The 25,974-nt window shown below is 35.1% G+C and carries 23 protein-coding genes and 1 tRNA gene; 13 read left to right on the top strand and 11 right to left on the bottom strand.

Features of this window, described 5'->3' with window-relative positions; genetic code table 11:
- Positions 1-15 precede the first annotated feature (15 nt).
- On the bottom strand, positions 16-1,248 hold the full coding sequence (locus CQA66_RS06365) for an ABC transporter permease (protein ID WP_104763302.1): 1,233 nt from the start codon (positions 1,246-1,248) through the stop codon (positions 16-18).
- Between the two features lie 177 nt (positions 1,249-1,425).
- On the opposite strand from CQA66_RS06365, the gene CQA66_RS06360 reads away from it, so the two are divergent.
- Complete coding sequence (locus tag CQA66_RS06360) at positions 1,426-1,860, top strand: globin domain-containing protein (protein WP_104763301.1); 435 nt, start codon at positions 1,426-1,428, stop codon at positions 1,858-1,860.
- An 83-nt stretch (positions 1,861-1,943) separates the two neighbouring features.
- Here CQA66_RS06360 and radA read toward each other — a convergent pair whose 3' ends face one another.
- Complete coding sequence (radA, locus tag CQA66_RS06355) at positions 1,944-3,365, bottom strand: DNA repair protein RadA (RefSeq protein WP_181882248.1); 1,422 nt, start codon at positions 3,363-3,365, stop codon at positions 1,944-1,946.
- 147 nt (positions 3,366-3,512) lie between these two features.
- Here radA and CQA66_RS06350 point away from each other — a divergent pair, with 147 nt between their 5' ends.
- On the top strand, positions 3,513-6,074 hold the full coding sequence (locus CQA66_RS06350) for a heavy metal translocating P-type ATPase (protein WP_104763299.1): 2,562 nt from the start codon (positions 3,513-3,515) through the stop codon (positions 6,072-6,074).
- Positions 6,075-6,193: 119 nt separating this feature from the next.
- Positions 6,194-6,284, top strand: a tRNA-Ser gene (locus CQA66_RS06345).
- A 495-nt stretch (positions 6,285-6,779) separates the two neighbouring features.
- Here the strand turns inward: CQA66_RS06345 and metK are convergent.
- Positions 6,780-7,940, bottom strand: a complete 1,161-nt coding sequence (metK, locus tag CQA66_RS06340) for a methionine adenosyltransferase (RefSeq protein WP_104763298.1) — start codon at positions 7,938-7,940, stop codon at positions 6,780-6,782.
- 236 nt (positions 7,941-8,176) lie between these two features.
- On the opposite strand from metK, the gene aroB reads away from it, so the two are divergent.
- Both aroB and CQA66_RS06330 read left to right on the top strand, forming a co-directional pair.
- Positions 8,177-9,319, top strand: coding sequence for a 3-dehydroquinate synthase (gene aroB, locus CQA66_RS06335; RefSeq protein WP_104763297.1), 1,143 nt, complete (start codon positions 8,177-8,179; stop codon positions 9,317-9,319).
- A complete protein-coding gene (locus tag CQA66_RS06330; RefSeq protein WP_104763296.1) occupies positions 9,306-10,988 on the top strand; it encodes a mechanosensitive ion channel family protein in 1,683 nt (560 codons plus the stop codon). The genes aroB and CQA66_RS06330 overlap by 14 nt, the downstream gene beginning before the upstream one ends.
- Before the next feature lie 402 nt (positions 10,989-11,390).
- On the opposite strand, the gene CQA66_RS06325 is transcribed toward CQA66_RS06330, so the two are convergent.
- Both CQA66_RS06325 and adhP read right to left on the bottom strand, forming a co-directional pair.
- A complete protein-coding gene (locus CQA66_RS06325) occupies positions 11,391-11,768 on the bottom strand; it encodes a DUF779 domain-containing protein (RefSeq protein ID WP_104763295.1) in 378 nt (125 codons plus the stop codon).
- A gap of 137 nt (positions 11,769-11,905) precedes the next feature.
- The gene (adhP, locus tag CQA66_RS06320; protein WP_104763294.1) at positions 11,906-12,946 is read right to left on the bottom strand and encodes an alcohol dehydrogenase AdhP; all 1,041 of its coding nucleotides are present in this window, start codon (positions 12,944-12,946) and stop codon (positions 11,906-11,908) included.
- Between the two features lie 383 nt (positions 12,947-13,329).
- Between adhP and CQA66_RS06315 the strand changes: the two genes are divergently transcribed.
- A complete protein-coding gene (locus tag CQA66_RS06315; RefSeq protein WP_104763293.1) occupies positions 13,330-13,851 on the top strand; it encodes a tRNA (adenosine(37)-N6)-threonylcarbamoyltransferase complex ATPase subunit type 1 TsaE in 522 nt (173 codons plus the stop codon).
- Positions 13,852-13,877: 26 nt separating this feature from the next.
- Here CQA66_RS06315 and lpxB read toward each other — a convergent pair whose 3' ends face one another.
- The 5 genes from lpxB to CQA66_RS06290 form a co-directional block, all read right to left on the bottom strand.
- Entirely contained in the window at positions 13,878-15,005 is a 1,128-nt protein-coding gene (gene lpxB, locus CQA66_RS06310; protein ID WP_233707757.1) for a lipid-A-disaccharide synthase, read from the bottom strand.
- Entirely contained in the window at positions 15,002-16,039 is a 1,038-nt protein-coding gene (mua, locus tag CQA66_RS06305) for a nickel-binding protein Mua (protein ID WP_104763292.1), read from the bottom strand. Before mua ends, lpxB begins: the two co-directional genes overlap by 4 nt.
- Positions 16,040-16,049: 10 nt before the next feature.
- The gene (locus tag CQA66_RS06300) at positions 16,050-16,397 is read right to left on the bottom strand and encodes a hydrogenase maturation nickel metallochaperone HypA/HybF (RefSeq protein WP_104763291.1); all 348 of its coding nucleotides are present in this window, start codon (positions 16,395-16,397) and stop codon (positions 16,050-16,052) included.
- A gap of 16 nt (positions 16,398-16,413) precedes the next feature.
- Positions 16,414-16,995, bottom strand: coding sequence for a hypothetical protein (locus CQA66_RS06295; RefSeq protein ID WP_104763290.1), 582 nt, complete (start codon positions 16,993-16,995; stop codon positions 16,414-16,416).
- Between the two features lie 162 nt (positions 16,996-17,157).
- Positions 17,158-19,086: a dynamin family protein gene (locus tag CQA66_RS06290; protein WP_104763289.1), complete on the bottom strand. Its 1,929-nt coding sequence runs from the start codon at positions 19,084-19,086 to the stop codon at positions 17,158-17,160.
- A 130-nt stretch (positions 19,087-19,216) separates the two neighbouring features.
- Here CQA66_RS06290 and CQA66_RS06285 point away from each other — a divergent pair, with 130 nt between their 5' ends.
- The 4 genes from CQA66_RS06285 to CQA66_RS06270 all read left to right on the top strand — a co-directional run bounded on the left by CQA66_RS06285 (position 19,217) and on the right by CQA66_RS06270 (position 22,648).
- On the top strand, positions 19,217-19,492 hold the full coding sequence (locus CQA66_RS06285; RefSeq protein WP_104763288.1) for a hypothetical protein: 276 nt from the start codon (positions 19,217-19,219) through the stop codon (positions 19,490-19,492).
- A 99-nt stretch (positions 19,493-19,591) separates the two neighbouring features.
- Positions 19,592-20,554 carry a glycosyltransferase family 10 domain-containing protein gene (locus tag CQA66_RS06280; protein WP_115582572.1) on the top strand — a complete coding sequence of 321 codons (963 nt, stop codon included), beginning with the start codon at positions 19,592-19,594 and terminating at the stop codon, positions 20,552-20,554.
- 14 nt (positions 20,555-20,568) lie between these two features.
- Positions 20,569-20,748 carry a hypothetical protein gene (locus CQA66_RS06275; protein ID WP_115582571.1) on the top strand — a complete coding sequence of 60 codons (180 nt, stop codon included), beginning with the start codon at positions 20,569-20,571 and terminating at the stop codon, positions 20,746-20,748.
- Positions 20,749-20,776: 28 nt separating this feature from the next.
- A complete protein-coding gene (locus CQA66_RS06270) occupies positions 20,777-22,648 on the top strand; it encodes a hypothetical protein (RefSeq protein ID WP_104763764.1) in 1,872 nt (623 codons plus the stop codon).
- A gap of 61 nt (positions 22,649-22,709) precedes the next feature.
- On the opposite strand, the gene thiD is transcribed toward CQA66_RS06270, so the two are convergent.
- Entirely contained in the window at positions 22,710-23,507 is a 798-nt protein-coding gene (thiD, locus tag CQA66_RS06265) for a bifunctional hydroxymethylpyrimidine kinase/phosphomethylpyrimidine kinase (protein WP_411698902.1), read from the bottom strand.
- A 548-nt stretch (positions 23,508-24,055) separates the two neighbouring features.
- On the opposite strand from thiD, the gene CQA66_RS06260 reads away from it, so the two are divergent.
- From CQA66_RS06260 to CQA66_RS06250, 3 genes are read left to right on the top strand one after another with little or no spacing between them, the layout of a single operon-like run.
- Positions 24,056-24,337: an NAD-dependent epimerase/dehydratase family protein gene (locus CQA66_RS06260; protein WP_115582570.1), complete on the top strand. Its 282-nt coding sequence runs from the start codon at positions 24,056-24,058 to the stop codon at positions 24,335-24,337.
- Positions 24,292-25,290, top strand: coding sequence for a UDP-glucose 4-epimerase GalE (gene galE / locus CQA66_RS06255; RefSeq protein ID WP_115582569.1), 999 nt, complete (start codon positions 24,292-24,294; stop codon positions 25,288-25,290). Before CQA66_RS06260 ends, galE begins: the two co-directional genes overlap by 46 nt.
- A complete protein-coding gene (locus CQA66_RS06250) occupies positions 25,277-25,972 on the top strand; it encodes a GtrA family protein (protein WP_104763766.1) in 696 nt (231 codons plus the stop codon). Before galE ends, CQA66_RS06250 begins: the two co-directional genes overlap by 14 nt.
- Positions 25,973-25,974: the final 2 nt, after the last annotated feature.

Genomic DNA, 25,974 nt, shown 5'->3' with positions numbered 1-25,974 from the left:
TTAGGCTATTCTAGGCTACTCATTGCGCAATACTTGCAATACATTCACTTCGCTAGCTTTTTTTGCAGGATAATAAGAAGACAAACAAACAATAAAAATCGCACCGATTATAGTGCCTATCAAATCACTCATTAACAAATCAATAGGCAATCTTGATACCCCATAAACATCAACGGGAAGGGAAATAATAGGGAATGTCTTTAATATCCACATTACTCCAAAAGCCGCAATGATTCCAAAAATTATCCCGCTACCGCCAATGACTACCCCTAAACGAAAAAACAACTTTTTTATATCACTCTTGCTTGCCCCAAGACTGATAAGTAAGGCGATTTCCTTTCGTCTATTCATTACAACCATCAATAAAGAGCTAATAATATTAAGGCTTGCCATGAGAATAATCAACATAAGAACCAAAAAAAGTGCTTTTTTTTCTAATTCCATCGCAGAAAAAAAGTTGCCATTTTGCTCCCACCAACCTTGCGTTTCGGCATAAAGTATCTTACCTGTGTTGTCTTGATATTCTTGCATTGCCTGTTGAATCGAAATAATATCTTCCATAGGTTTTTGCGAAAAAATATGTATACCGTCATAAACATTCTGTGTTAATCCGCGAATAGCACGTAAAGCTTCAAATGAAGTGTAAGCTATGGAGTTATCATAATTTCTTAATCCACTTGAGAAAGTAGATTCCACACTGAATTTTTTAAGCTTAGGGGTAAGTGCTAATCCTGTCGGTGCTAAATCCGTAAATATAAAAGTAACTTTTTCATCTTGTTGCAAATGCAAAGCATAGTAGAGATTTTCGCCCAATAGCATAGAAAAGGTATGATGAAAAATTTGTGCTCTACTCTCTTCTAGTACTTTATTCACTCGCTTCTCACGTGGCAAATCCACACCATATACAATAACGGGATAAATTTCACTACCTTCACGTACCACAGCTTGTGTTTGCATATACGGGCTAAATTGCAAATTGGGGAATCTATGCTCCAAAAACACAATCAAGTCCTCTTGCAAACCTTGCATCGAAGTAGAAAAAATCGTGATTGGATAATTCATAATAAAGAGTTTACGTTCAAATTCTTTTATCATACCATTCATAATGCCCATTGTTACGAGCAGAACCATAACCCCTACACCGACACCTAGAAACGCCAACAAAGCAGTAATGGAAATAAAAGGCTGTGTTTTATCAAACTTAAGATATCGATAGAGAATAAAATAAATCAATTTATGATTTGACATAAGGCTACCTTAATGAATAAAGGTTGTAGATTCTATCATGTTTTGGAGAATATCATCTAAGAGACACAAAAGACGGCAACAAAATGACGTTTGCTTGCCCGTTTATTGACATAGGTCAATTTTTCTATCTTGCTTTCAAGCTACAATCACCTCCTTAACTTTTTTATAAGGAAAACTATGACACAACAACAAATACAAATTATTAAAGATTGCATTCCTGCATTAGAACAACATGGTAAAGAAATCACAAAAGAATTTTATAGAATCTTATTTGAAGACTATCCCGAAGTGAAGCCTCTCTTTAATCCGCAAAAACAAGAATCAGAAGAACAACCTAAAGCTTTGGCGACAGCTATCTTAAAAGCAGCGCAAAATATAGAAAACTTAGACGCTTTAACCTCATTTGTCGATAAAGTGGCGCACACTCATGTAAAACTTCAGGTACAACCAGAACACTATCCTTTAGTTGGCACATCATTGCTGAAAGCTATCAAAAATATTCTCAACCCAGACGATCGTGTTTTAGAGGCTTGGGGAGCTGCCTATGACAAAATCGCACAATTCTACATAGCAAGAGAAAGCGAGCTTTATGACAAACAAGAAAATAAGTAATATCAAACATAAAGTTTGACAAAGAGAATCTAAAAGCCGAGTAAATATTTTGATTCATCATAGTAAGATTATTCATTAGAGGATTACATCCAATCAATGATCTTCGCAACTTCCGACACTTTTGTGCATTTCACTTGCCCTTTGTATCCCTTAGGAATATTAGGGACAATTGCATGACTAAAACCAAAATTCGCTAATTCTTTCAATCGCAACTCCAGTCCACCTACTTCTCGAATGTCTCCAATAAGACTTATTTCACCAATAAACGCTGTGCAAGATTTTAGCGGGCGATTTTTATAGCTTGAGAGAATGCTTGCAATCAGAGCCAAATCCGCGCTTGTTTCATTAATTTTAATCCCACCTGCGACATTAATAAATACGTCATGTTTGCTTAAATGAATCCCCATTTTCTTCTCAAGCAAAGCCAACAACATATTTAAACGATTGCCATCAAAGCCATTGGATAATCGTTTCGGAATCCCAAAATCATTTTCGCAAGTTAGTGCCTGAATCTCCACAACAATACATCTACTTCCCTCCATGATTGCCACGGCAGCACTTCCGGGCATATCTTTCTTGATAGTAAAGAATCTCTTCATTGCCTCATTCGCACTCACCAAGCCATTTTCTCTCATTTCGAAGATTCCAATCTCACTTGTTGTACCAAAGCGATTTTTAAACCCGCGCAAAATCTTTAATTCATTTGTACGTTCACCTTCGAAATAGAGTACGCAATCTACCATGTGTTCTAACACTCTAGGACCTGCAATCTGTCCATCTTTTGTAATATGTCCGATGATAAATATAGCAATATTGCAACTTTTTGCAAGTCGCATAAGCTCAAAAGTAATTTCTCTTACTTGCGACACAGAACCAGGTGCAGCAGAAAGATTAGGCGAAAAAATCGTTTGTATAGAATCAATAATGCAAACTTCAAATCCACCATTAAGTAAATTCTCTTTAATCTCTAAAAGATTAATTTCACTCAATAAATAGAGATTATCACTCAAGCATTGGCAACGTTTTGCCCGATTGTGAATCTGCCCTAAACTCTCTTCACCACTAACATACAATACTTTTTTGATAGATGTGTGTTGCATGCTACCCGCTCCATCTGCTGTCAAATTTCCCCCTTGCATTTGTCCATTCGCTAACCCCCCTGCCACTTTTAAAAGCAATGTAGACTTTCCAACACCAGGACTGCCTCCTACAAGATATATCCCGCCCCGCACAATACCACCTCCAAGCACAATATCCAACTCACTTTGCGTAGAACTAAATCGCTCAACTTGCTCTTCTTGAATATGCGTTATAGGAAGTGCCTTTGCGTTTTTATCAGAGGAAATGCTATTTGTAGAATGAGATTGCAAGGAATATCCATGCTGATTTCTTAGCTCAATAAAGCTCTCCCAAGCATTGCAATTAGGGCATTTACCAAGCCATTTACTGCTTTGCCATCCACAATGCTGACATTCATAAAGAGATGTTACTTTTTTTGACTTCATCATCTTATATCCCTATATAAAATAAACAAAAGTGATTCTATCGTTTACAACCACAATCTGGCTCTTTCTCTTGACAAAAATTATTGGCTAAATGTAAAATTATCAACTATAATTTGCTTTATTTACAAAGGAGGAGGGAACAAGAATATGCGTTTTTCTACTGATAGCCATCATAATAATATACAGCAAAACAGGCTAGCACCTGTGCATAACAAGCCTTTGTATATCAAAACACAGAATCACAATGTAGAGGCTGAAGATTCCGCTATACAACTTCTTCGTTTGCAAATTAAAGGCATGAGTTGTGCGAGTTGCTCTGCGTCTATTGAACGCGCTTTGCGAAAGCAACAAGGAATCTTAGAAGCGAATATCTTTATTCTTACACATAGTGGAATAGTGAAATTTAATTCCTTGCAATGCAGTGTCCAACACATCATGGAAAGCATTAAACAACTAGGATTCGAAGCGATTATTGATTCGGATATAAATTCCTCTACATTATCCAATCAAGCTCATAACTCCCCTCTAGCTTCTGCAATCCCAACAAATATCACTCAAAATGGCAACCCTGCTTCGTTGCATTCATCGCCTAATCCAAGCGTACTCCTGACTGATTCTTCTACGCAAAACATATCATTATTTAATAAGATTCATTGTTTCATTGAGAATCGATTACTTACTAACAAAAGACGTCTACTACTAAGCCTCATATTATCAGCCGCAATACTCTATATAAGTATGCTACATGAAATGCTACATTTGCCTTTGCCTGCTTGGCTATACAATAATTTCTATAATGGAATGGCACAACTCATAATTACCCTTATTGTTATGCACTTAGGAAGGACGTTTTACTTTCGCGGCATTCGAGCACTTATTTCCTTGAGACCAAATATGGATTCTTTAATAAGCATAGGAAGCTTGGCTGGATTCTTTTATAGTTTATATTCACTGCTACAATTTGGAGTGATAACGCAGGAACATTTGGCAAACTGGCATTTGTATTTTGAAAGCGTTTGTGTGATTCTTAGTTTTGTCATGCTAGGTAAATATATTGAGGAAAATGCAAAGTCTCTTGCTACACAGAATGCTACAAAGTTACTTGAAAGAAACACTAAGTTTGCTCAAAAGATTCTTAATCCCGAAATTGTAGATTCGATGCAAGCATCGACTGCTAGCAATCAAGCGATACAAATACAAGAAGTTTTAGTGGATACATTGCAAATTGGCGACTATATACAAATACTGCCACAAAGTTTTATTCCCATTGATTCATTACTATATTCTCCTAACGCTAGCATAGATGAAAGTATGTTAAGCGGGGAAAGCCTACCCGTTAATAAAGAAAAGGATTCTTTGCTTTTCGCAGGAACGCTTAACACAGATACAATGATTATTGCACGTGTTACTCAATTAGCAAAAGATTCTACAATCAACAAAATGCAGATGCTTATTAAACAGACTTATGAAAGTAAAATGCGTATTGCATTGTTAGCGGATAGAATCTCAGCTTTCTTTGTGCCTATCGTTATAATACTCGCTATCCTTAGTGGAATATTTTGGTTTTTTTATGCAGATACACAAACGGCTCTATTGTATTTTTCTAGCACTCTCCTTATCTCTTGTCCTTGTGCTTTGGGGCTTGCAACTCCTATGGCAACCCTGTTTGCTAATGCACGCGCGAATAAAAAAGGTGTATTTTTCAAAAGTTCTCAAAGCCTAGAAAATTTATCAAAAATAGATTACATTATTTTTGATAAAACTGGCACGCTTACAGATGGAAATCTACAATTACACTCTATCAACCTAATCGATACACAATCATGCCATACAAAAGAAGAATTGCTAAAAATCTGCGCTTCGATTGAAACAGGAAGCAATCATCTGATTGCTAAAGCAATCGTGCAAGCAGGGAAAGGATTCGAACTCTATAAGAATAAGCGGACGACTATTCTTGCTAACGCTGGCCTAGAATCCACATTAGAGATAGATTCTAAACAAAGACACTTTGTAATAGGTAATGCCAAGATTCTTAAAGAAAAAGCCAACATAACAATAATGGAGAAGTCTCAAGAGAATTTATTAACTATTCATCTCGCAGAAAAGAAACAAGACGGCTATCAATTATTGGGCAATCTTGTTTTACAAGAAACTCTTAAACAAGATGCAAAAGAAACGATAGACAAGCTTACAAAGGCTGGTTTCGTATGCGAAATTCTTAGCGGAGACACTGCAAGCAATGTAGCAAGTATCGCTAATCTTTTAGGAATAAAACACTGCGCAGAATGTCTTCCCGAAGATAAAATGCGCTATATACATTCTCTACAAAATGAAGGACATAAAATCATGATGGTAGGCGATGGAATAAATGATGCTATAGCCATTGCAAAAGCTGATGTCTCAGTAGCTATGGCATCTGGGCATGAAGTCAGTATTGAATATAGCGATATTATTTATTTTCATAAGCATTTGTTGGGTCTTGTAGAAATATTGCAACTAGGTAAAGCAACACTCAATAATATTACGCAGAATCTCGGTTTTGCATTTCTCTATAATAGTATTTGCATACCTATTGCAATGGGTATATTTAGCGGCTTTGGAATCATACTTAACCCAATGATAGCAAGTATTGCCATGAGTCTAAGTTCAATAAGCGTTGTAGGTAATGCAAGTAGATTGTATGCAATGCAAAAAGCACAAGCTCTCTAATTTGTAAAAATTTTTGTTATTTTCAATATAAAACAACATATTGTCTGTTATTTTAATATTTAAGTAGTTTTTAATATTTATTAGAATAGAATCCAAACTCTATTTTTACTTTTAGCTATGGACAGGTGGGTGAGTTGGCTGAAACCACATCCCTGCTAAGGATGCGTAGTCGCAAGATTACCGAGGGTTCGAATCCCTCCCTGTCCGCCACCTCGATATAAATCTTATAAATCTTATATGGTTATTTGATAATCAAATAATAAGTATTTATTTATCTCCATACATAATAAAATAGCAAAATATTCCACATTTCACTTCTCATACAAATTTTTAAATTTTGGGATCTAATAACTTCATAGCTTACTCTAACTATTTCAGCTCTAAATGTTAATAAATTTGATGGCGCACCCACCCATAAGCCTCATTAAACGATTGCAAAAACCTAAAATTATTCCAAATACCAATAATGCAATAAAGTTATTAGAAGTCTAAAGCAAGAGTTAATAAAGCACCGATTCTGCTGCAACACTCTTACTAAATGATCGGGGTTATTGAATGGGTAAGTGAAATCGTAAATAGAAAGACATGGTTGAGAATCAATATGATTCTTGAGACAAAATATAGAAACTTAGAATCCCTAAGAATATTGGGAGCTTGCGGATAACAATAAAGTTAACGTAACTTATCTCATGCAAGCAATAATTATCATTTCAAACCGCAAAAATCTCTAATTGCTTCAATCTTATCTGTTTTCTCCCAACTAAAAGCTGGCAATTCCCTTCCAAAATGTCCATAAGCTGCTGTTTGACGATAAATAGGACGCAATAAATCCAAAGACTCTATAATGCCTTTTGGTGTGAGTCGAAAAATGTGTTTTACGCATTCTGTAAGCTTCGAATCCTCTACTCTGCCTGTATTATGCGAATCAATCAAAATCGAAACTGGCTCAACCACTCCAATAGCATACGCTACTTGCACAGTTGCTTTATCACATACACCGCTTGCTACAAGATTCTTCGCTACATAACGTGCGGCATACGCTGCACTTCTATCAACTTTACTTGGGTCCTTGCCGCTAAAGGCACCGCCACCATGCGGGCAACTTCCTCCATAGGTATCTACAATAATCTTGCGCCCCGTTAATCCTGCATCGCCTTGTGGTCCACCGATAACAAACTTCCCAGTAGGGTTGACAAAATAACGAATATTATCATTTAAGTACTGTGCGGGTAATACTTTTTGCACAATTTCCTCAATCACGGCATCTTTTAAATGAGTTTGTTGTACTTCAGGGCTATGTTGTGTGGAAATCACAATCGTATCAATTCCCACAGGTACACCATCTTCATAACGTACAGTGACTTGAGATTTACCATCTGGGCGCAAAAAAGGCAATGTTCCATCTTTACGTTTTTGCGCTAAACCCTCTGTAAGTCGATGGGAAAGCCAAATAGGTAAGGGCATTAGTGAGGCTGTTTCTTTGCAGGCATAACCAAACATTAATCCCTGATCCCCAGCACCAATTTCTCCGTCTTCTCTATCTACGCCCTGATTAATATCTGGACTTTGCTCACCAATGCCATTAAGTACAGCCGCGGAACGATAATCAAAACCATAAAGCGCGTCCGTATAGCCAATTTCTTGCACAACCTTACGCGCAATTTCTTGCATAGGAGCATAAATATGTGTTTTCAACTCTCCTGCAATAACGCAAAAGCCATTGCTTACAAGTGTTTCACAAGCTACACGTGCCTTCTTATCTCTCTCTATTATATAATCAAGTACCGCATCGCTAATTTGATCTGCCATTTTATCTGGATGTCCTTCAGTAACGGATTCTGAAGTAAAAAGGAATGATTTTTTCATAAACTCACCTTGTGTTTTGGAATTTTTGTAAAATGAAAGGCTATCACAAATTGAGTAAATATCTTTACCAAACATATATTTACAGCAGGAGAAAAAATAGCAATTAAAACCAAGATACTGCGATAAATATCCTCTTTACATTAGGCAACAAAAATTATGAAAGGCTAATACTTAGTAATCAAAGTAATAAAAATCCGATACAATAAGCCCAGATACACCCCTATAAAGATAAACCAATGAAACACACTGCTAATCATTTTACTATTAACGTTACGTCAAAAAGTTATCCTATTTACTTTGGGAATCTCACTTGCTACACTCAACAATTACAAGAAATGACTACAAAAAAGATTCTTATTGTAACAACAGATTCTATTGCCAAAATTTTTCTTAATGATTTACTCGCATTGTTCAATAAAAATAGTACGCAAATCAATAGCCTGCCCATTTGTATTCTACCAGATGGTGAATCTACTAAAGATTTAGAGCACATTGAAACAATCCTTAATGCAGCATTTACTGCGAAGCTTAATCGTAATTCCTTAATGATAGCTCTAGGCGGCGGTGTTATCACAGATATGGTAGGTTTTGCAAGTGGAATTTACCAAAGAGGCATTGATTTTATCAGCATTCCCACAACATTGCTTGCAATGGTTGATGCAAGTGTGGGTGGAAAATGCGGGGTAAACAACAAATATGGTAAGAATCTAATTGGTCTCTTTCACCAACCAAGTGCCGTATACATCGATATAAACTTCTTGCAAACTCTACCAAAAAGAGAAATCAGTGCTGGCTTTGCTGAAATCATTAAAATTTTTGCTTGCTTTGATTACTCCATGCTAGAAGAGCTAGAGCAAGAAATACAACGATTAGAAACACCGCATCACAACAAAACCCAACCCATACAAAATAAGCTCTTAGAATCCCCTCTCCTTATGACTATGATTCAGCAAAGCATTAAACTTAAAGCGCGAGTTATAGAGCAAGATGAAGAAGAACGAAATGGTGTACGTGCCTTGCTTAATTACGGACACACTTTTGGACATGCCATTGAATTAGAGGGAAATTTTACACAATATTTACACGGCGAGGCAGTGAGTATGGGGATCGTTATGGCAAATGCACTTTCTTATAAACTTGGCATTCTTAAAAAGAATAAAATGCAGCAAATTAAAGAGTTATTAAATCGGTGTGGATTACCAACTATGTATTGCATTAAAGATAAAGAGTTATTTTACCAATCTTTCTTTCTTGACAAAAAGAGTTTAGATTCCAAACTGCATTTTGTATTATTAGAATCAAAACCGCATGTTTGCGCTCGTATCCATAACGATATTGACAAAGACACGATATTAGAGGTTCTACATGAATTCTGCTAATATAGTAAAACAAAATAAAATCTTTCATTTTTTTGCTTGTTTTTTGCTTGTTTTTTGCTTGACAGTACAAATAAGTCTAACGCAGAACCCTGATAGTGCCACAAACATTCCACGTACCACACAAGCCGAAACAAAAAATAACCGTGCAACACACAATGAATATTCGAATCAAGAAAAGCTTAATAGAATCGATGCGCAATTAAAATATAACGACAGTATTTGGCTCAAACGATATGATAATTTTAGAAACTATCATCACATCTCTAATGAAATTTCGATTCTAGAAAAAACCAACTTGGAATCTACACTAAATTCTCAAGAATCTCACAGACTAGAAACACTAAAAAAACAACAAAGTCTTTTGGAGCAATATCGTAGCAAACCGTTTGGAGAATTGCTTGATAAGCCACTCCTAAATGAGCCGCCAATTATTAATAATCCTTTTGGAATCTTTGGAGCATTGTCTTTCATTAAGCATATTTCTTCTGTCCGAGATAATATGCAAAAAAACAAGTATGATTTAGACCAACTCATTACAACATTGGAGAAAAAATCAGAAATCCTTCAAGCTATTCTTAAAGACAATCATTTAGCAATATCGCAAAAAAATCACTATAAAAATTCTCTTGAAGATGTTCAAAATGAAATTTTAGAATTGCAAAGCGCACGTAATATTTTTGAAACAACAATGGATGTTTTCGGCAAAGACTCAGACGAAATTATTGCGAATTTAGAAATGCACATTAAGAATCAGATTCTTAAATTGGGATATATTGGCATTGGAATCTTAATTAGCATAGTCATTGCTTTTGCATTGAAAATGCTTGTCAAACGTTATATTCACCACCATGAAAGAGCCTATACAACAAGTAAAGTTATTAATTTTTTTAATATCACGGTCATTTTCCTTATCTTGCTTTTTGCATATATTGACAACGCAACTTACGCCGTAGCAATGGTAGGCTTTGCTTCTGCTGGGCTTGCTATTGCTATGAAAGATATGTTTATGAGTACTTTGGGTTGGCTTGTTATAGTTGTAGGTGGCAGCGTGCATGTAGGGGATAGAATCCGAATCAAAAAAGAAAACGAAGTTTTTATTGGTGATGTCCTCGATATTTCAATGCTACGGATTACCATTTATGATGATATTACACTTACTTCTTATCGAGATAATCACCGTGCTGGAAGGCTTATTTTTATCCCGAATAACTATATATTTACGCATCTGATTGCCAATTATACTCATGGGGATTTAAGCAATATTTGGGATAGTGTCGAAGTTTGTGTTACGTTTGATTCTAATATCACTAAAGCAAAAAACATTGCATTAGAAGTCGCAACCACGCATGCCAAGCTTTATACAGAACAAACAAGGATGCAAATGCAACGTATGCGAGATAGATTCTCTTTCGTACATTCAGTCAATGTTAATCCACGAGTATTTAACTTTATCAAAGAAAATGGAATGGAGATTTCTGTATGGTTTCAAAACTATGCCTATGGAACATTACATCTCAAAAGTCTTATTGCGCAAGAAATTATTGAGAAATACTTACAAGATGAAAATATCCATATAGCCTATCCTATCACTCGTATTGTTTATCAAAGCCAAGATGGGCTAAGCAAACAACCAAGCGATTTATTAAACAGTCAATACCATACAACGTAAATTACGAGAGCGAAAGAAACATTGCAATATTTTACGTTTTAGGATTCAACTCTTTACAAAATTTGTAGATTTTTATAAAACCAAACTTAAACATCGCGAAAACCCATAAAGAGCGCATAAATATTCTGTTATTTGTTTGCAACTATGAAACTACCTATAAACGTCTATAAATGTTAGAAACTTGACTATCTGAATGGTTTGATGAATAATTGTTCATTGATTTTTGCTAATACCATAAGCACTTTACAAGAGAAAACAGAAAGAAAAGAAATTGCAGCCATTCATTCAATAGAACAAACTGAATCTAAGTTATCGATATACTGACAATATCCCACTGCTTTATTTTAAATAAGTGTTACCATATTGCCGTGAATCTGATTATGATTCGGCAATGACGAATCATTAAATCTTTTGTGCATTTTTCAACGAGCGATATTCATCTTCAGTAAAGATTCTAGAATCTAAGAAAAAACTCTTACCGCAACCATATTCCAACGAAAATTCACTCCCGCTCCCTTCTTTTGCATCAAGAATAAGCTGTGTATGATTCCAATAAACAAACTGCGCCTTATGAATATAGAAAGGTGCATTTTCAACATAACCTAACAATACATCATTGCTGCCTATTTGAAAATCACCCTTAGCATAACAATAAGGAACAGAACCATCACAACAACCGCCCGATTGATGAAAAAGTATTTCACCATATTGAAGTTGAAGCTCTCTAATGAGTAAAATGGCATTTTGCGTTGCAATAACTTGTAGGGGTAAATCTGACATAACACATCCTTCAGCATAAGCAATTAATCATTAAGAAAAGATTTATAAATATGTAAGCCATGACGATTAAATCATGGTATGAGAGAAATTGGGCTTATACACTTTGATATAAAGCCTAATGAATTAACGAAGAAAAATTACTTCCTAAAATCAAGGACCATACGACCGTCAATTTTACCTTTTTTCATTCTATCAAAAACATCATTGATTTCCTCTAGCTTAGCAGGTGCAACATGCGCACGTACTTTTTCTTCTTCTGCAAAATTAATCGCTTCTTGTAAGTCTAATCTTGTCCCAACAATGGACCCGCGAATTGTTACGCCATTAAGAATCATATTAAAAATATTGACAGGAAATTCACCAGGAGGGAGCCCATTCATCGCCACAGTGCCGCCTCGTCGCACTACTCCTACGGCTTGTTTGAAAGCAACGGGATGCACAGCTGTTACAAGCACACCATGTGTTCCGCCATTGGTTTCTTTTACGATTTTATCAATCGTACCCTGCTCGCCTAGCTCTTTGGCGTTTGCAACAACTGTTGCCCCGTATTTTTTTGCCAACTCTAATTTATCATCAGCAACATCAATAGCTGCAACATTTAATCCCATAGCTTTTGCATATTGCACTGCTAGATGCCCAAGACCGCCGATTCCAGAAATCGTTACCCATTGACCGGGTTTTGCCTCTGTCATCTTTAATCCTTTATAAACAGTTACACCTGCACAAAGAATAGGAGCTACATTCAGAAAATTGCTGTCTTTCTTTAGGACGCCAACATAATTTGCATCGGCAATGGCATATTCTGCAAATCCACCATTAACAGAATACCCTCCATTTTGCTGCTCCTTGCAAAGCGTCTCCCAACCAGCCATACAATGTTCACAATGTCCGCAAGCACTATAAAGCCACGGGATACCCACTGCATCACCTTCTTTGATGTGCTTTACGCCTTTACCAACTTCTACAACATATCCGACACCTTCATGACCTGGTATTAAGGGAAGCTTAGGTTTCACTGGCCAATCCCCATCAACGGCATGTAAATCTGTATGGCATACGCCACAAGCCTCAATTTTTACCAACACGTCACCCTCTTGTGGTTTTGGAATCGCGACTTCTTTTACAACTAATGGCTTACCGAATTGCTCAACAATAGCTGCTTTCATTGTTTTTGACATAAAAACTCCTTATTAAAAATTAATACCATTAGACTCTTATGAATAGTTACTATAAATTATATTAAAACATATAATACCAATTCTTATTGTTTTATGAAAGACAATAACTACTAAAAGTAATATATTTCAATATAATTAAGAATCAAATAATATAAATTTTAGAATTATCTATCCTAAAATTTAATAACAAGTTATACAATATTTTCTTAAATAAAGCTTAAAATTGAATATTTTTTCAGTAAATTATAGAATATTCTTGAAATATAAATGACTCTGTAAAAAAATGTAACTTTTTAAGAAACATTATTAAAGTAATATTCTATTCATAATGCACGTTTTCAAGAGCTCGAGTATGATTGACTAACCAAAATAGAAAGGGCATTATGCAAGAATTGTCAACAATCACAACAGACGAATGTAACTTGGTAGCCGTTATAGATTCTCTACTAAACTATCAAAAAATGGGGATACATATATTTCTACTTGAAGGAGAAATTGGCGCAGGCAAGACATTTTTGGTGGCACATTATGCGCAAACATTAGGCATACAATGTGTAAATTCCCCTAGCTTTAGTTTCATTCAAGAGTATTCGCTTGATAGCAATCAAAACTATCCGCAAAAACCTCTAAAAACCAATAATAAAGAATCTTATCATCAAGATTTGTTATTGCATGTTAAACAGATTCCCTGCATTTATCATTATGATTTATATCTCAAAGAATATTCTGCAATACAATATGAATTTCTTGAATCCCTAAGCAAAGAAGGGATACATTTTATCGAATGGGGAAATAAGGAAATTGCGACACAATTAGCAAGTTTAGGATTTCCTAATATGCTTGTTACTATCACCACCGACAATAACAATGCTACAAGAACCTATAAATTTTTTTCAACTATATGAAAATATATTTATTCTGGCTTTAGATTCTAATTTTTTTGTATGGAATATTCATTCTCTAACAACCATTCAGCAACATTTTTTGCACTTCCATGTCCCAGATAATTACGTAATTCTCGAATTCCATTATAATATTTTTCATAATCAAAACGTTGATAAGCCTGTAACATGTTATCTGCGCAACAATCCCACTGTATTAATTCTTCATGTAGCCATTCGCTTCCTAACCCTACTTTTTCACTTTGTTTGCCCTGCTCAACGAGCATTGCTTGATAAATAATATTTGCTAAACCGATGAAATTAAGCTGCACAAACATACGAGCAATAATATAATCCAACCATCTTGCTTTATAAACAAGCACAAAGGGAATCTGCATAAGACTTGCCTCAAGAGTGGCGGTACCAGAGCAAATGAATGCAAAACATGCGCCCTTCAATCCCTCCTTTGTGTCGTAGCATAATTCAAAGTCGTCTATATTTCCATAATGCTTCATTATCGTTGCACCTTTAAATTGAGGGGGAACAATAAGTCGAAGTACCGCATCCGGTTTCAAGGCAAAGAGCTTTTTTGCAAGGATTTTATATTCATAAATAAGCTGTTTAATTTCTGTCTTGCGACTACCTGGCATAAAAACAAAGATATTAGAATCTTTATTGCTAAAGTCCTCATTGTCTTTATAAATATCAAGCAATGGATGCCCGACATAACGAGCCTTTCGTCGATAATAAGGAAGCTCAAAACGCCAGACTGAAGCAAGCTTATCGCAAAGAGATTCTATTTCTTTGGCACGCCAAGGTTTCCAAGCCCAGACCTGTGGAAGAATATAATACATAATAGGGATTTGCGGATTATGCTTCCTAATCAGCTTTGCTAAACGAATATTAAAAGAAGAACTATCCATAAGCAAAACTTGATCGCACAAACTTGCCTCAATACTTAGAATCTTCAGCGCATTTTGTAAAAATAATATTTTTTGTGCGACATCGCTAAATCCCATCACAGAAAAATCGCTAGGGAGAAACAAAGCGTTGCCAATTTCGGAATCACAAACGCCCATAAGCTCACAATGCTTAGGTAATATAGCAGCAAGTCTCTTTAAATGCAGGTTAGAGCTAGGCTCTAATGCACTCACAAAGATTCTCATTTGCTGTTTCATTTGACATTCCTTAAAGCTTCCTTAATGGCTTCTTGTTTTTGTATGCTCATACCATCTTCTGTTAATATTTCATTGAGTTTACTGAAAATTTGCTCAACTGTTTGTTCTTTTTTCTGAGCCTTTCGATTGAAGTCAAGTGAATCAAGATGAAGATTCTTTGTCTTAAAAGTCGAATCGCTTAAAGCATAGTCTTGTTGCTGATGTTGTGCATTAAATTGGTTATTAGACTGCCTTACTGCCGAATCATACGGAAATGATGTAGGGGAATCTCCCAAAAAAGAATATTGTATAGAATCTTGTTGCAAATTAGTATGAGATTTTTTGGGTATCGGATTGAAAGAAATCGTATTTTCTAATTCTCTGTTCTCATCATATTTCGCATGTGGAAGCATTTGTTCATAAGAATTCAGCATCTCTTTGAAGCTATCTTCCTCAAACAAATCGCGCAACTCCACAGCAAGTTTTTTATTTGTAAGCTCTAACTTTGTAACATATTCTTTCAATTGTAAAAGCCTATTGCTAGCCTTTTGATAAGCTACATAAAGAGTAGAATCATAGATGATTTGCGCAGCCCTTGCCATAGCCGTTGCCCCGTTTTTTACATGCACGCTTACTGCAGTTACAGGCTGGAAATCCCCTATGATTCCATCAAAATCTAAAATGTTCTCAACATCTTCCTCTTCTTGACACTGGAATGTAAGTTGTTGATTGGTTTTTGTAACAATCTTTGCATTTGTGCGAACATAATCTAATCTTGATTGTACCTCATCGAGTTCTTTATGAGCATCTTTTAAGAGATTATTGGCATCGGTAATTTCCGCAGTAAGAATCTTGAGTTGTTTTTCTTTGTCTTTAATAAGCAAATTGTATTCGCGCAAACGTTCTGCAAATTCTTTTTTCTTATTTTCAAATATCTTGACAATTTGCCAAGATTCCTTAATTGCCTCCGCTTTTGCAACAAATTCTAAAAAAATTTCTTGTTCATCAATATTTTGAATAATATGTGCTAAGACTTCTCTTTCATCTTCTTTCAAAAATACTCCTTTATAAAATCTCCAATTCCAATTTTTCTAGCTTTATTTCTCTGCCACTAATAATAATAGTATCTTTACTGTTGCAAAAAGGACAATTAGGATCATTGAGACTATGAAAAGACTTTTGACAATCCCTACATTCAAGTAAAAGTTGCTCTGTAATTATATCAATTTTACATTCAGATAATGATTTATATTCCGTTTTTAATATATCAAAAGCACTTATAAGAAGCGTCTTTTCTATATTCGCCCTCTCTCCTACACTGACAATGATTTTACTTACAAAATCCGCATTATGTCTATCCAATTCTTGCAATACAAGCTCAATAAGCGAAGCAACAAGAGAATATTCGTGCATAGTTATCCTTTAATATTTATACCCTAGAAAATTTCATAAACACAGCTTTGCTCGGAGAAATAGTTTGCATACAAAAGCCAAAAATAGCAACAATTGGATCAAACAACCCATCATAAATATCTGTCATATTAGGAAACAATAACCACAACATACATGCAATTAAAAGCATCACTGCACATAACCTATCAATACAATAAATAAGCGCAATAATCCACGTCGCAACCAATATCTCATCACTTAAGCCCACATATCCGCAAACCCAAATATCTAAAGAATTTAATGATAAAAAAAACCATGCAGCAAACAGTGCTATAAAACCGCGATAGCCTATCATTAAACGAATGCTTGGTAAGAAAAACCGCACGATACTTACAATAGAAAGAATAAGAATAGAAAAACTTGGAATATCAAAAAAAACATAAAAAAACGAAGAAATACTGAAAGAAAGAGGGAATAAACAAAGCGCAAAAATGCCACAACTAAAAGCAATTTTTAATAATGGGCTATAAAAGTAAAATGACGGCTTATAAAAAGTAACACAAGAAAGCACAATAGCTACACTCATCAACGCATAAACAATCAACGCATAAATAACCATAATTCTTCCTCAATAATTGTAAGCGCAAATCTTTATTAGCCTAAAGATATTATATCTAAACTTAAGAGCACCAATAATGCAACAACAAATCTACACTGCCCAATCTGCTTTTAATAGCTTGTTAAGAAAACTGTCAAAACAAGAATATAAATCATTGCTAATTTATCTTTGTAAACTTTGCAGATATGACAAAATATCACGAGTGCAATTCTGCAAAATATTTTGTTTGTCATTATTATTCTGTATCCACAAAGTAAGCAGCTCTTTTTTGTCTTGATGCAGCCTTGTAAGTTCTTCGGAAAGATTCCATAATGCTTTTTTGTATAATGAAAAATTGAGGCTAAGTTTTTCTTGAAATAATCCGTAATGAATCCCGCTATTAATAAAAATACGAACATTTTCTAACGTAGGATTATACAGTGGCAAAGAATCTGGTGCGCTACGGTGCTTTGCAAGAGCGTTCTGTACTTCAAAATGCAGTTTTTCTAGTGTTAAAGCTATCATGTTGCAAAAATCCATATTAAGAATCTTCTGCAAAAAAGACAATTCATCTTGTAAAAAATGAATGCAATGTAAAGCATTTATTCTATAATCATTCAAAATCTCACATTCCAATGTTTCTACCCAGAATCTTTTGTCTAATATCATTCGCCCTAATGCCAAATCACTATTATCATCATCGCAACCAAATTGCAATAACCGCAAAGAATGCGTGCGCCATTCCTCTATTTGCGCATAAAGTTCCTTTGTTTCAGATTGTATAAATTCCTCAAAACTCTTACCAAATTCACTAATCTCAAAGCCCAACTTTTTAAATTTGCGCATAAACTCATTTTCATCGCTACAAAGTCGAGTAATTAACCTATCCTTTGGAATACAGCTCATATTTTTTGTCTGTTTTACTACTTTTTTAAACCCCAATCTACTTTTACTCTCACGTACAATAATAATTTCCTTGAGTTCAAAACTATTAAAAATCTCTTGCGCTAAAGAATCTAAATGTAATTCAAAGGCATTAAAAAGACGTTGAAACTTCTTTTCAAGTCCGCTTTGCAATGCGTGAAAGCGCACTTGTTCAATGTAGATTCCTAATTTCTTTGTTAATGCGATAAACGCTTGATTGCTCCGATGAATTTTCTTTTTCTCTATAACAAGAAGCATGCGTAAGTTACGTAAGATTCTATATTCTTTTGCATAGATAGATTGGGGCTTAATACATGTTGTAATAAAATCTAACACAGCCTTTATATTGGAATCTTCAAAGAGTTTTTGCGCGGATTGAGTGTCAGATTGCATTTTGAGAGAATCTATCGCCTGCTTTGCAGAAATAGCAATAATTGTCTCAAAGAAATCACCAAATACCCTTTTAGCATAAGCTAGACTTGTGTTAATTTCATCGGCATTTTTTAACCTGTCTTTTTGATTCAATACGCAAAGGCTTTTGCTCGCATACTTTTGAATATATTTTTGTAGAATCTCTTTCTCAGTATTCTTCCCTACATTATCGATGAGACTTAACCAAATAATGCCATCAACCTCTTCTAATAAAGCGTTTGTTGTATTAGTATCGCTTTCATTTTGTGAATTAAACCCCGGGGTATCTAAAAAAGTGATTTCTCGCAATAAATCCAATGGCACAAACAACCTATAAAAGCTAATCTTTGCGTTTTCAATAGAATCTATTTGCTTGAGATATTCTGGATGCCTATGAATTATCATGCCATTTTTATAGTGAATTTCTAAAGTAGTTTCTTCTCCATAGACAATCTCACAAACTTTTGCCGTAACAGGTGTGATACCACTAGGCAGAATCTCTGAACCTAAAAGGGCGTTTAAAAATGTGCTTTTTCCACTACTAAATTGCCCTATAATTGCCACTTTCATGGGTGTATTACTATCGTTGAGCAATCCTTTAAGAATCTTTTTAGTATTAGCACTCAAAGGGGAGCTTTGCGCAAGAGCGTATTGTGCCTTAACAATAAGCGCATGTAATGGTGTGTTGCTAGTGTGTTTGTTTTTTTCTTGAAGACATTCTTGAATAAAAATCTCAAAAATATTTGAAGGAATGGTTGTCTCTAAATTATCCTGCATATTTTTCCTTATTTCTGTTTGAAGATTGCATACAAATCTTCAGAGAAAATTTGCGATAAGATTCTATCAAGATTTTCAAAAAATCATTGTAGTATGTTAGAATTTATATCGGTTTTCTTAAGGAGAAATAATGAGATTTTTAAAATTCAAATTTCGCCGTGCAGATATTTTTCTTATTCCAATTGCTGCAATCTCAATCTTCACTTTGCAATACTACACTATACAACAAAGCGCAAATAAACACCAAGAAAAACTAGAAAAAAAACTCGATACTCTTAGCAAAGAGTGTCGAGCAGGAGAACAAACAGCCTGCAATCAATACACGCAATTATTAGAACAAGCATTAGAAATAGAATTAGAAAAACAAAAGCTTAGCAAAGATTCCATACAGCCAGCTCACAATTGATTCCCAAAATAGTCATAAAAATAGAACCAATGATATAGCTCCTTAATCAACCCAAGCTATGTTATAATAATGCCTTAATTACCACGTCTAAGGGATACTATGAAAAAAGCTATTGCTATGCGCATAGTAGATTGGGATGATGAAGAAAACGAGGAAAATTTTTACAAAAACTATTTTGTCAAAATCTTAAGCAAAAAATATCACATCAACTATTCCGACAAACCAGATTTCTTGCTCTATGGTTCATTTGGGAAAAAACATTTGCAATACGAATGTGTGCGCATTTTTTATACAGGCGAAAATGTAAGGACAGATTGGAATATAGCAGATTATGGTATAGACTTCGATTTCTTAGAATTTGGAGACAGACATTTACATTTGCCTTTATTCATGCTCTATACAAGAGACTTACTTCTTGCAGCAACAAAACATTCTCGAGCGCAACAATTCATGGAATCCAAACAAAAATTTTGTAGTTTCCTCGCAAGCAATCCTCATGGTGATCCTTATAGAGAACAACTCTTCAAGGCAATTTGTCAATATAAAAAAGTAGATTCAGGGGGACAATGGCTAAATAACATAGGATTTTGTATTGGCGACAGATATAGCGATTTTTCATCACCTAAAGCAGAGTGGCTACCTGCCTATAAATTTAACTTATGCCCAGAAAATTCCTCTTATTTAGGGTATGTAACAGAAAAGATTATCCAAAGTTATGCGAATGGTTGCGTACCGATTTATTGGGGAGATTGGAGCTTGTGCGATAAACAATATGCTACAAATCGATTTGTCTTTAATCCACGTGCCTTTATTAATGCGCATGATTTTGAAAACTTCGCAGACCTACTAGAAGAAATTAAACGTATTGATAATGACGATAATGCCTATTTCGCCATGCTAAAAGAACCAGCATTCCTTGACTTAGAACAAACATTAAAAAATTCACAACAAGACACTTTCACAAATATTGATAATTCTGATTTTTCCTTAGATGACGACATGTTTTCTGAATTTTCTAATTCTGATATATATATATATATATATATATATATATATATATAGTAAGGGAGAGAATTTTGAACTTCTTTAGCAATATTTTCGAATCCAGCAATCCGAAAAAAATTCTTTTCTCACAACATGCGAAAAAAGAACACAACGAACGAATGGCTTATATACATTATCAAGAAATACTGCGAATACGCGACAAAACGAAGAAATTTATTCCTAAGCCCTTAAGAAAATTCTTTTGGGGATAACTTATAGAATCCTAATTGAGAGCAAAGAATGTGGCAGTTTTTCCAAAAATGGTTTTTCCTATGCAAAACACAAAGTTATATTTTTCTACAAGAGAAGACAACACTACAAACAATAACGTTGCAAACCTTGCAGAGTAATACAAAGCATAATTTACATCCTAATTTCCCTCAAATGAATGCCGCGAATTCACATAAGCAAAACAAAAGTTTTCACAACCAATCGTTTCTTGATTCTCTTAAGCGATTACTCAATACGCAAGGCAAACTCGCATACCCAGCCATCATTGCGGCGCTGATTTTTTGGTTGCCACTCTGGAGTTTTATGCTAATAGAACTCCTAGGGTTTTGGGGAAATATACTCATCATAATAAGTAGTATAAGTGTTGTATTGCTTTACTACACAGCAACATCGCAGCCTATTGTCCCTCGACGATTATTATTCAAACAGCTTTTTCTCTTTAACAAGTTAGCATCACATTTGCAAATGCCTCTTATCATTCTTTCTTGTCTTACTATTGGCATAATACTCTTGCATATTTTGCATAAGAATCCTTATCTTTGCGTAAGCCTCTCCTACCCTATAAGCATTAGTATTTTGCTGTTTCTGCCACGACAATATCGATTCTATCTTGGCTTTTTCATTGGTGTTTTTGGATTCTATTGGATGTCGCTTAGCTTACGTTTTGAAGACGCGTCTGAATTTATACCTTTGCTTGTGATCTGCATAGGGCTTGTTTATGCAATCTTATTTAGTCTGCTACTCTATTTTCAAGCTTTATTCTTTCGCATCCTTGCCGTACTAGCACTAAGTATTATTCATCCTTTTGGATTCAATTGGCTCAATCTTGTATTCTTTAGTTCATATACAATCTTCATTCCTTCCTTAATGGGATTAACCTGTCTTGCCATTTGCCTATCTTTAATAATGTGCAAAACTAAAATTGCTTATTGTGGAATCTTCCTTGCAATAGCCAGCTACGATTATAACTTCAATAGCATGCAAGATTATTTCACTACAAACAAAATCCTCAAAATTGTTCAAACTAACTATGCGCAAGATTATCGATGGCTACAAGACAATCAAGCAACAATCATTCAGGACAATATGACACAAATTACCAAAGCAATACATGAGGGCTACAAAATGATATTGCTACCTGAAACGAGCTTTCCTTTTAGCCTTAATCACAACAAGGAAATCTTTAATGCTCTCTTGGCAAAAAGTCGAGAGATTATCATTTATGCAGGAGGAATACGACTGCAAGATTCCAAAGAAAGCGCAATCGCTAATCAAAATATTACACAATATTCTTCACATTCTTTGCAAACACCATGGACGGAAACAACACGTTCCAAGTTGCTTTTTGGTATCACATTAAATACCAAGAGGCAAGATTCCTTCATCCTCGACTTGTCAACAATAAAAAATCACGATAAGCAATTTCCAAGTGAAGAGTTTATTAATCCCATCAACACACAAGAAGGATTCTATAATAGCTATTATATTTTTACACAAGGAGTAGCGGCTGTGGCAGACAAAGTAGTGCTTGTGCCTTTTGGAGAAACATTGCCTTTTCAACAATACCTTGCTGGCTTACTAGAACGATTCAATATTACGTTTGGATTTAATACGGGAGAAAAACCACTTAGTTTGACTTGGGATAATCACACTATTACAATAGCAAATTGCTATGAAGCAACACTGCCCTTGCCTTACCAAACTGGAGCGAAACATATCCTTGTAGGCAGTAACAACGCATGGTTCTCTCCGTCTATACAGCATTTCATGCAACAAATGATTATCAAATACTATGCAAGGCATTACCAAAGCTTCGTCTACCATGCAACTAACATTACACCCGAGACCATCATTACCCCCAATAATGGTGCGGACAAATAACTTTTCGCAACAGATATTTCTATAAAACCACATAAAGAGACGCGGTAAATAGAATATAAAATTAGAATCTAAAAAAATGATTGGTTGGACCATTTCCCTTGCCAAGCTGCAATGAATATAAAATAGCATGAAATACGTATTCTTTTGCTTTTTTAACAGCATACAGAGTATCACACCCAAGCGCAAGATTGGCGGCAATAGCGGAGCTTAATGTGCAGCCTGTGCCATGTGTGTTTTTGGTAGCAATCTTAGGAGATTCTAAAATATGAAATGTGCCGTTGTAGAAAACATCATCTGCATTTGCTTGACTATGTCCGCCTTTAAGCAAAACCGCTTTTGCGCCCATTTCATAGAGGCATAAGGCAGCCTTTTGCATATCTTCTTTATCGTTGATTGTAAAACCGCATAATTCCTGCGCTTCAGGAATATTTGGTGTCAGCACATCACTCAACTGCAATATACGTCGTTTAAAGGCTATTCTGCAGTCTTTGGGCATCAAGGGGAAGCCATTCTTGGCAAACATCACAGGATCAACAACAACATTTTGTGGCTTATAAAATGCAAGATTCTCTGCAACACAATCAATAATAGCATTCGAGCCAAGCATTCCTATCTTCGTAGCATAAGGTGGAATATCTTCAAAAATCGCCTCCATTTGTTCGCTAATAGATTGTGTAGGGACATCATAGCTAGAAATTACTCGAGACGTATTCTCTGCTACTACGCTTAGAATCACACTCATACCAAAAAGCTTATGTGCATTAAAGGTTTTTAAATCCGCTTGAATCCCAGCCCCTCCACTGCAATCACTACCCGCTAGAGTAAGAACGGGAATAATGCTTTGCGTCTGTGGTTGTATGGTTTGTGCAACGTGTGAAATGGGTTTATTGTCTGACATAACACGACTAGTAAGAGCACTATCGGTAATTGTCTGTGTGGTTTCCATATTGATAATGTCTTTTGTAGTGTTTTGAATATTTTGCATAGTTATCCTTTATTAATCCTAACTTACTATGTTACTAAATTAAGAATCATAGATAAATTACATCAATAACCATAGATTCATAAGAATCTTATTGAAGAATCTCATTGTTGGCAAATAGTATCAGCCTAAATATCAATTCGCTTCCCTTATATAAGAGCATGGAGCTTATAGTTTTCGTAAGCAGACAACATCTTTTGCTTATAATATCTCCATATTTATACAAGAATAAAGGCAAACACGTTATTATTTTCATTGAAATTAACGCTAAAACTAGATACTTTCGCTTCAGAATCTTATTATATTCTTTCACGGCTTTTTTATGTCTTACTCAAGATTCCATTCCTTATTTATTAAGAAATATTTGCAAAATTTGATATAATCTCAAAACTTGAATTTTCATTAAACAGCAAGGCTTGCAACACATGTCTCTTACCGATTCTTATATTCTTATCACAGGTGGTGCAGGTTATATCGGTTCACACACCAACGCTCTCCTTAATACACTGGACAGTAAAACTATTGTACTTGACAATCTCATTTATGGACATAAAGAATCATTGAATTTCTCTTTTTTAAATTTACCAATAGATTCTGTTAAACAAAGCAATAAACGGGGGGGGGGGGGCAAGACTCTTGTACAAGTAATACAACCGACACAATACATCTTTCAACACAGCAAAATATCCAACAAAATCATGCAATAATACAATTCTTACATAAAGCCAATCTTCTTTCCAACACTACAACGAACAATCCAGATTCACACAGAAGCCCAATTGGCAATGACATTGCTAGCGCGCCCAATCAAAGTACGATTTTTATTCAAGCTAGCCTAAATGATAAAAACTCCCTCAAGGCTATTTTTCGTACCTATAACATTGCTGCTGTAATCCATTTTGCTGCATTCGCCTATGTAGGGGAAAGTGTCTACAATCCTGCAAAATATTATCGCAACAACATTGCCAATACGGTCACTCTCTTAGAGACAATGCAAGAATACAATTGTAAAAAAATCATTTTTAGCTCTACTTGCGCAACTTATGGTCATCCTATCTATCTACCGATTACAGAATCACATCCTCAAAACCCTATTAATCCTTACGGATATTCAAAACTTGTAGTTGAACAAATGTTAAAAGATTTTTCCCGCGCTTATGGATTGCAATATGTCATTTTACGTTACTTTAATGCCGCAGGAGCAAGCATGCTTTTTGATATTGGTGAAAGCCATACTCCTGAAACACATATTATTCCTTTAGTTATCCAAACTGCACTTGGAAAGAGAGAATCTTTTGGTGTTTTTGGTGATGATTATGGAACAACCGATGGCTCATGTATTCGCGACTATATTCATGTCGACGATTTAGCAAGCGCCCATATTCTAGCATACCATTATTTGCAAAATGGCGGTAATTGCGATAGTTTCAATCTTAGTAATGGAAGGGGGTTTTCTGTCTTTGAGATAATAGAATGCGCTAGCACGCTCACAAACCAAAACATTACCTATACCATAGAACCTAGACGAGACGGGGACCCTAGCATACTGATTGGTGATAGCACAAAGGCGCGAAAAATCTTGCAATGGAATCCGCAATTCGAAAACCTACAAACAATTATAAAATCCGCATTAAGATGGCACAGCAATGCGAGATACTAATCACATTGCAGACAACACTGCAATTCACTCTAATAATCAGACAGCCGATTCAAAAAAAACCAGAATTATTCAGAATCATCAAAACAAACTGCCACATACCACAACGGATAACACATCACACTCGATAGAATCTAAAAAGATTCTTAACGAATCGCTCAAAAATCCTTTTGGACAATCTACTAAAAATTATGCAGCAATAAAACAATTCATAGGATATTTCTTTGTCTCTTTACTTGCATTATTCGCGAATTTGATGTCGAGATATTTCTTGAATTTCTTTATGAGTTTCTGGCTTAGCGTTGTTATTGCTTATATCATTGGGCACTTTGTGAATTTTTCTCTAAGTAGCATTTTTATCTTTCCATCGCAATATGCTGAAGGGTACAATTGGAAAATTACCTTTTGGAAATTTAGCCTTGTTGCTTTGATTGGGCTCGTAGTAGCACTCTATGTTAGTGTGTTTAGTCTCTCACTATTACAGCATTATCTGCCTTCTATCTTATCTTTCTTGGAATCTTCTAGCTCTTTCACGCAAAATAAACATTTCTCATTGGATTCTACTGCTATTGAATTTCTCGCACATATTAGCGGTGTTGGTGCTGGCTTTATCTTGAATTTCTTAGGACATAAGCATTTCAGTTTTACTAAAGCGAATTTGAGAAAACCTATATACAAGGAATAATC

Origin of the sequence: Helicobacter aurati (assembly GCF_003364265.1) — a bacterium.
In the GTDB taxonomy this organism is placed as follows: Bacteria; Campylobacterota; Campylobacteria; order Campylobacterales; family Helicobacteraceae; genus Helicobacter_A; species Helicobacter_A aurati.
The sequence above is the reverse complement of the archived record's forward strand: the minus strand, read 5'-3'. Positions and strand labels throughout refer to the sequence as shown.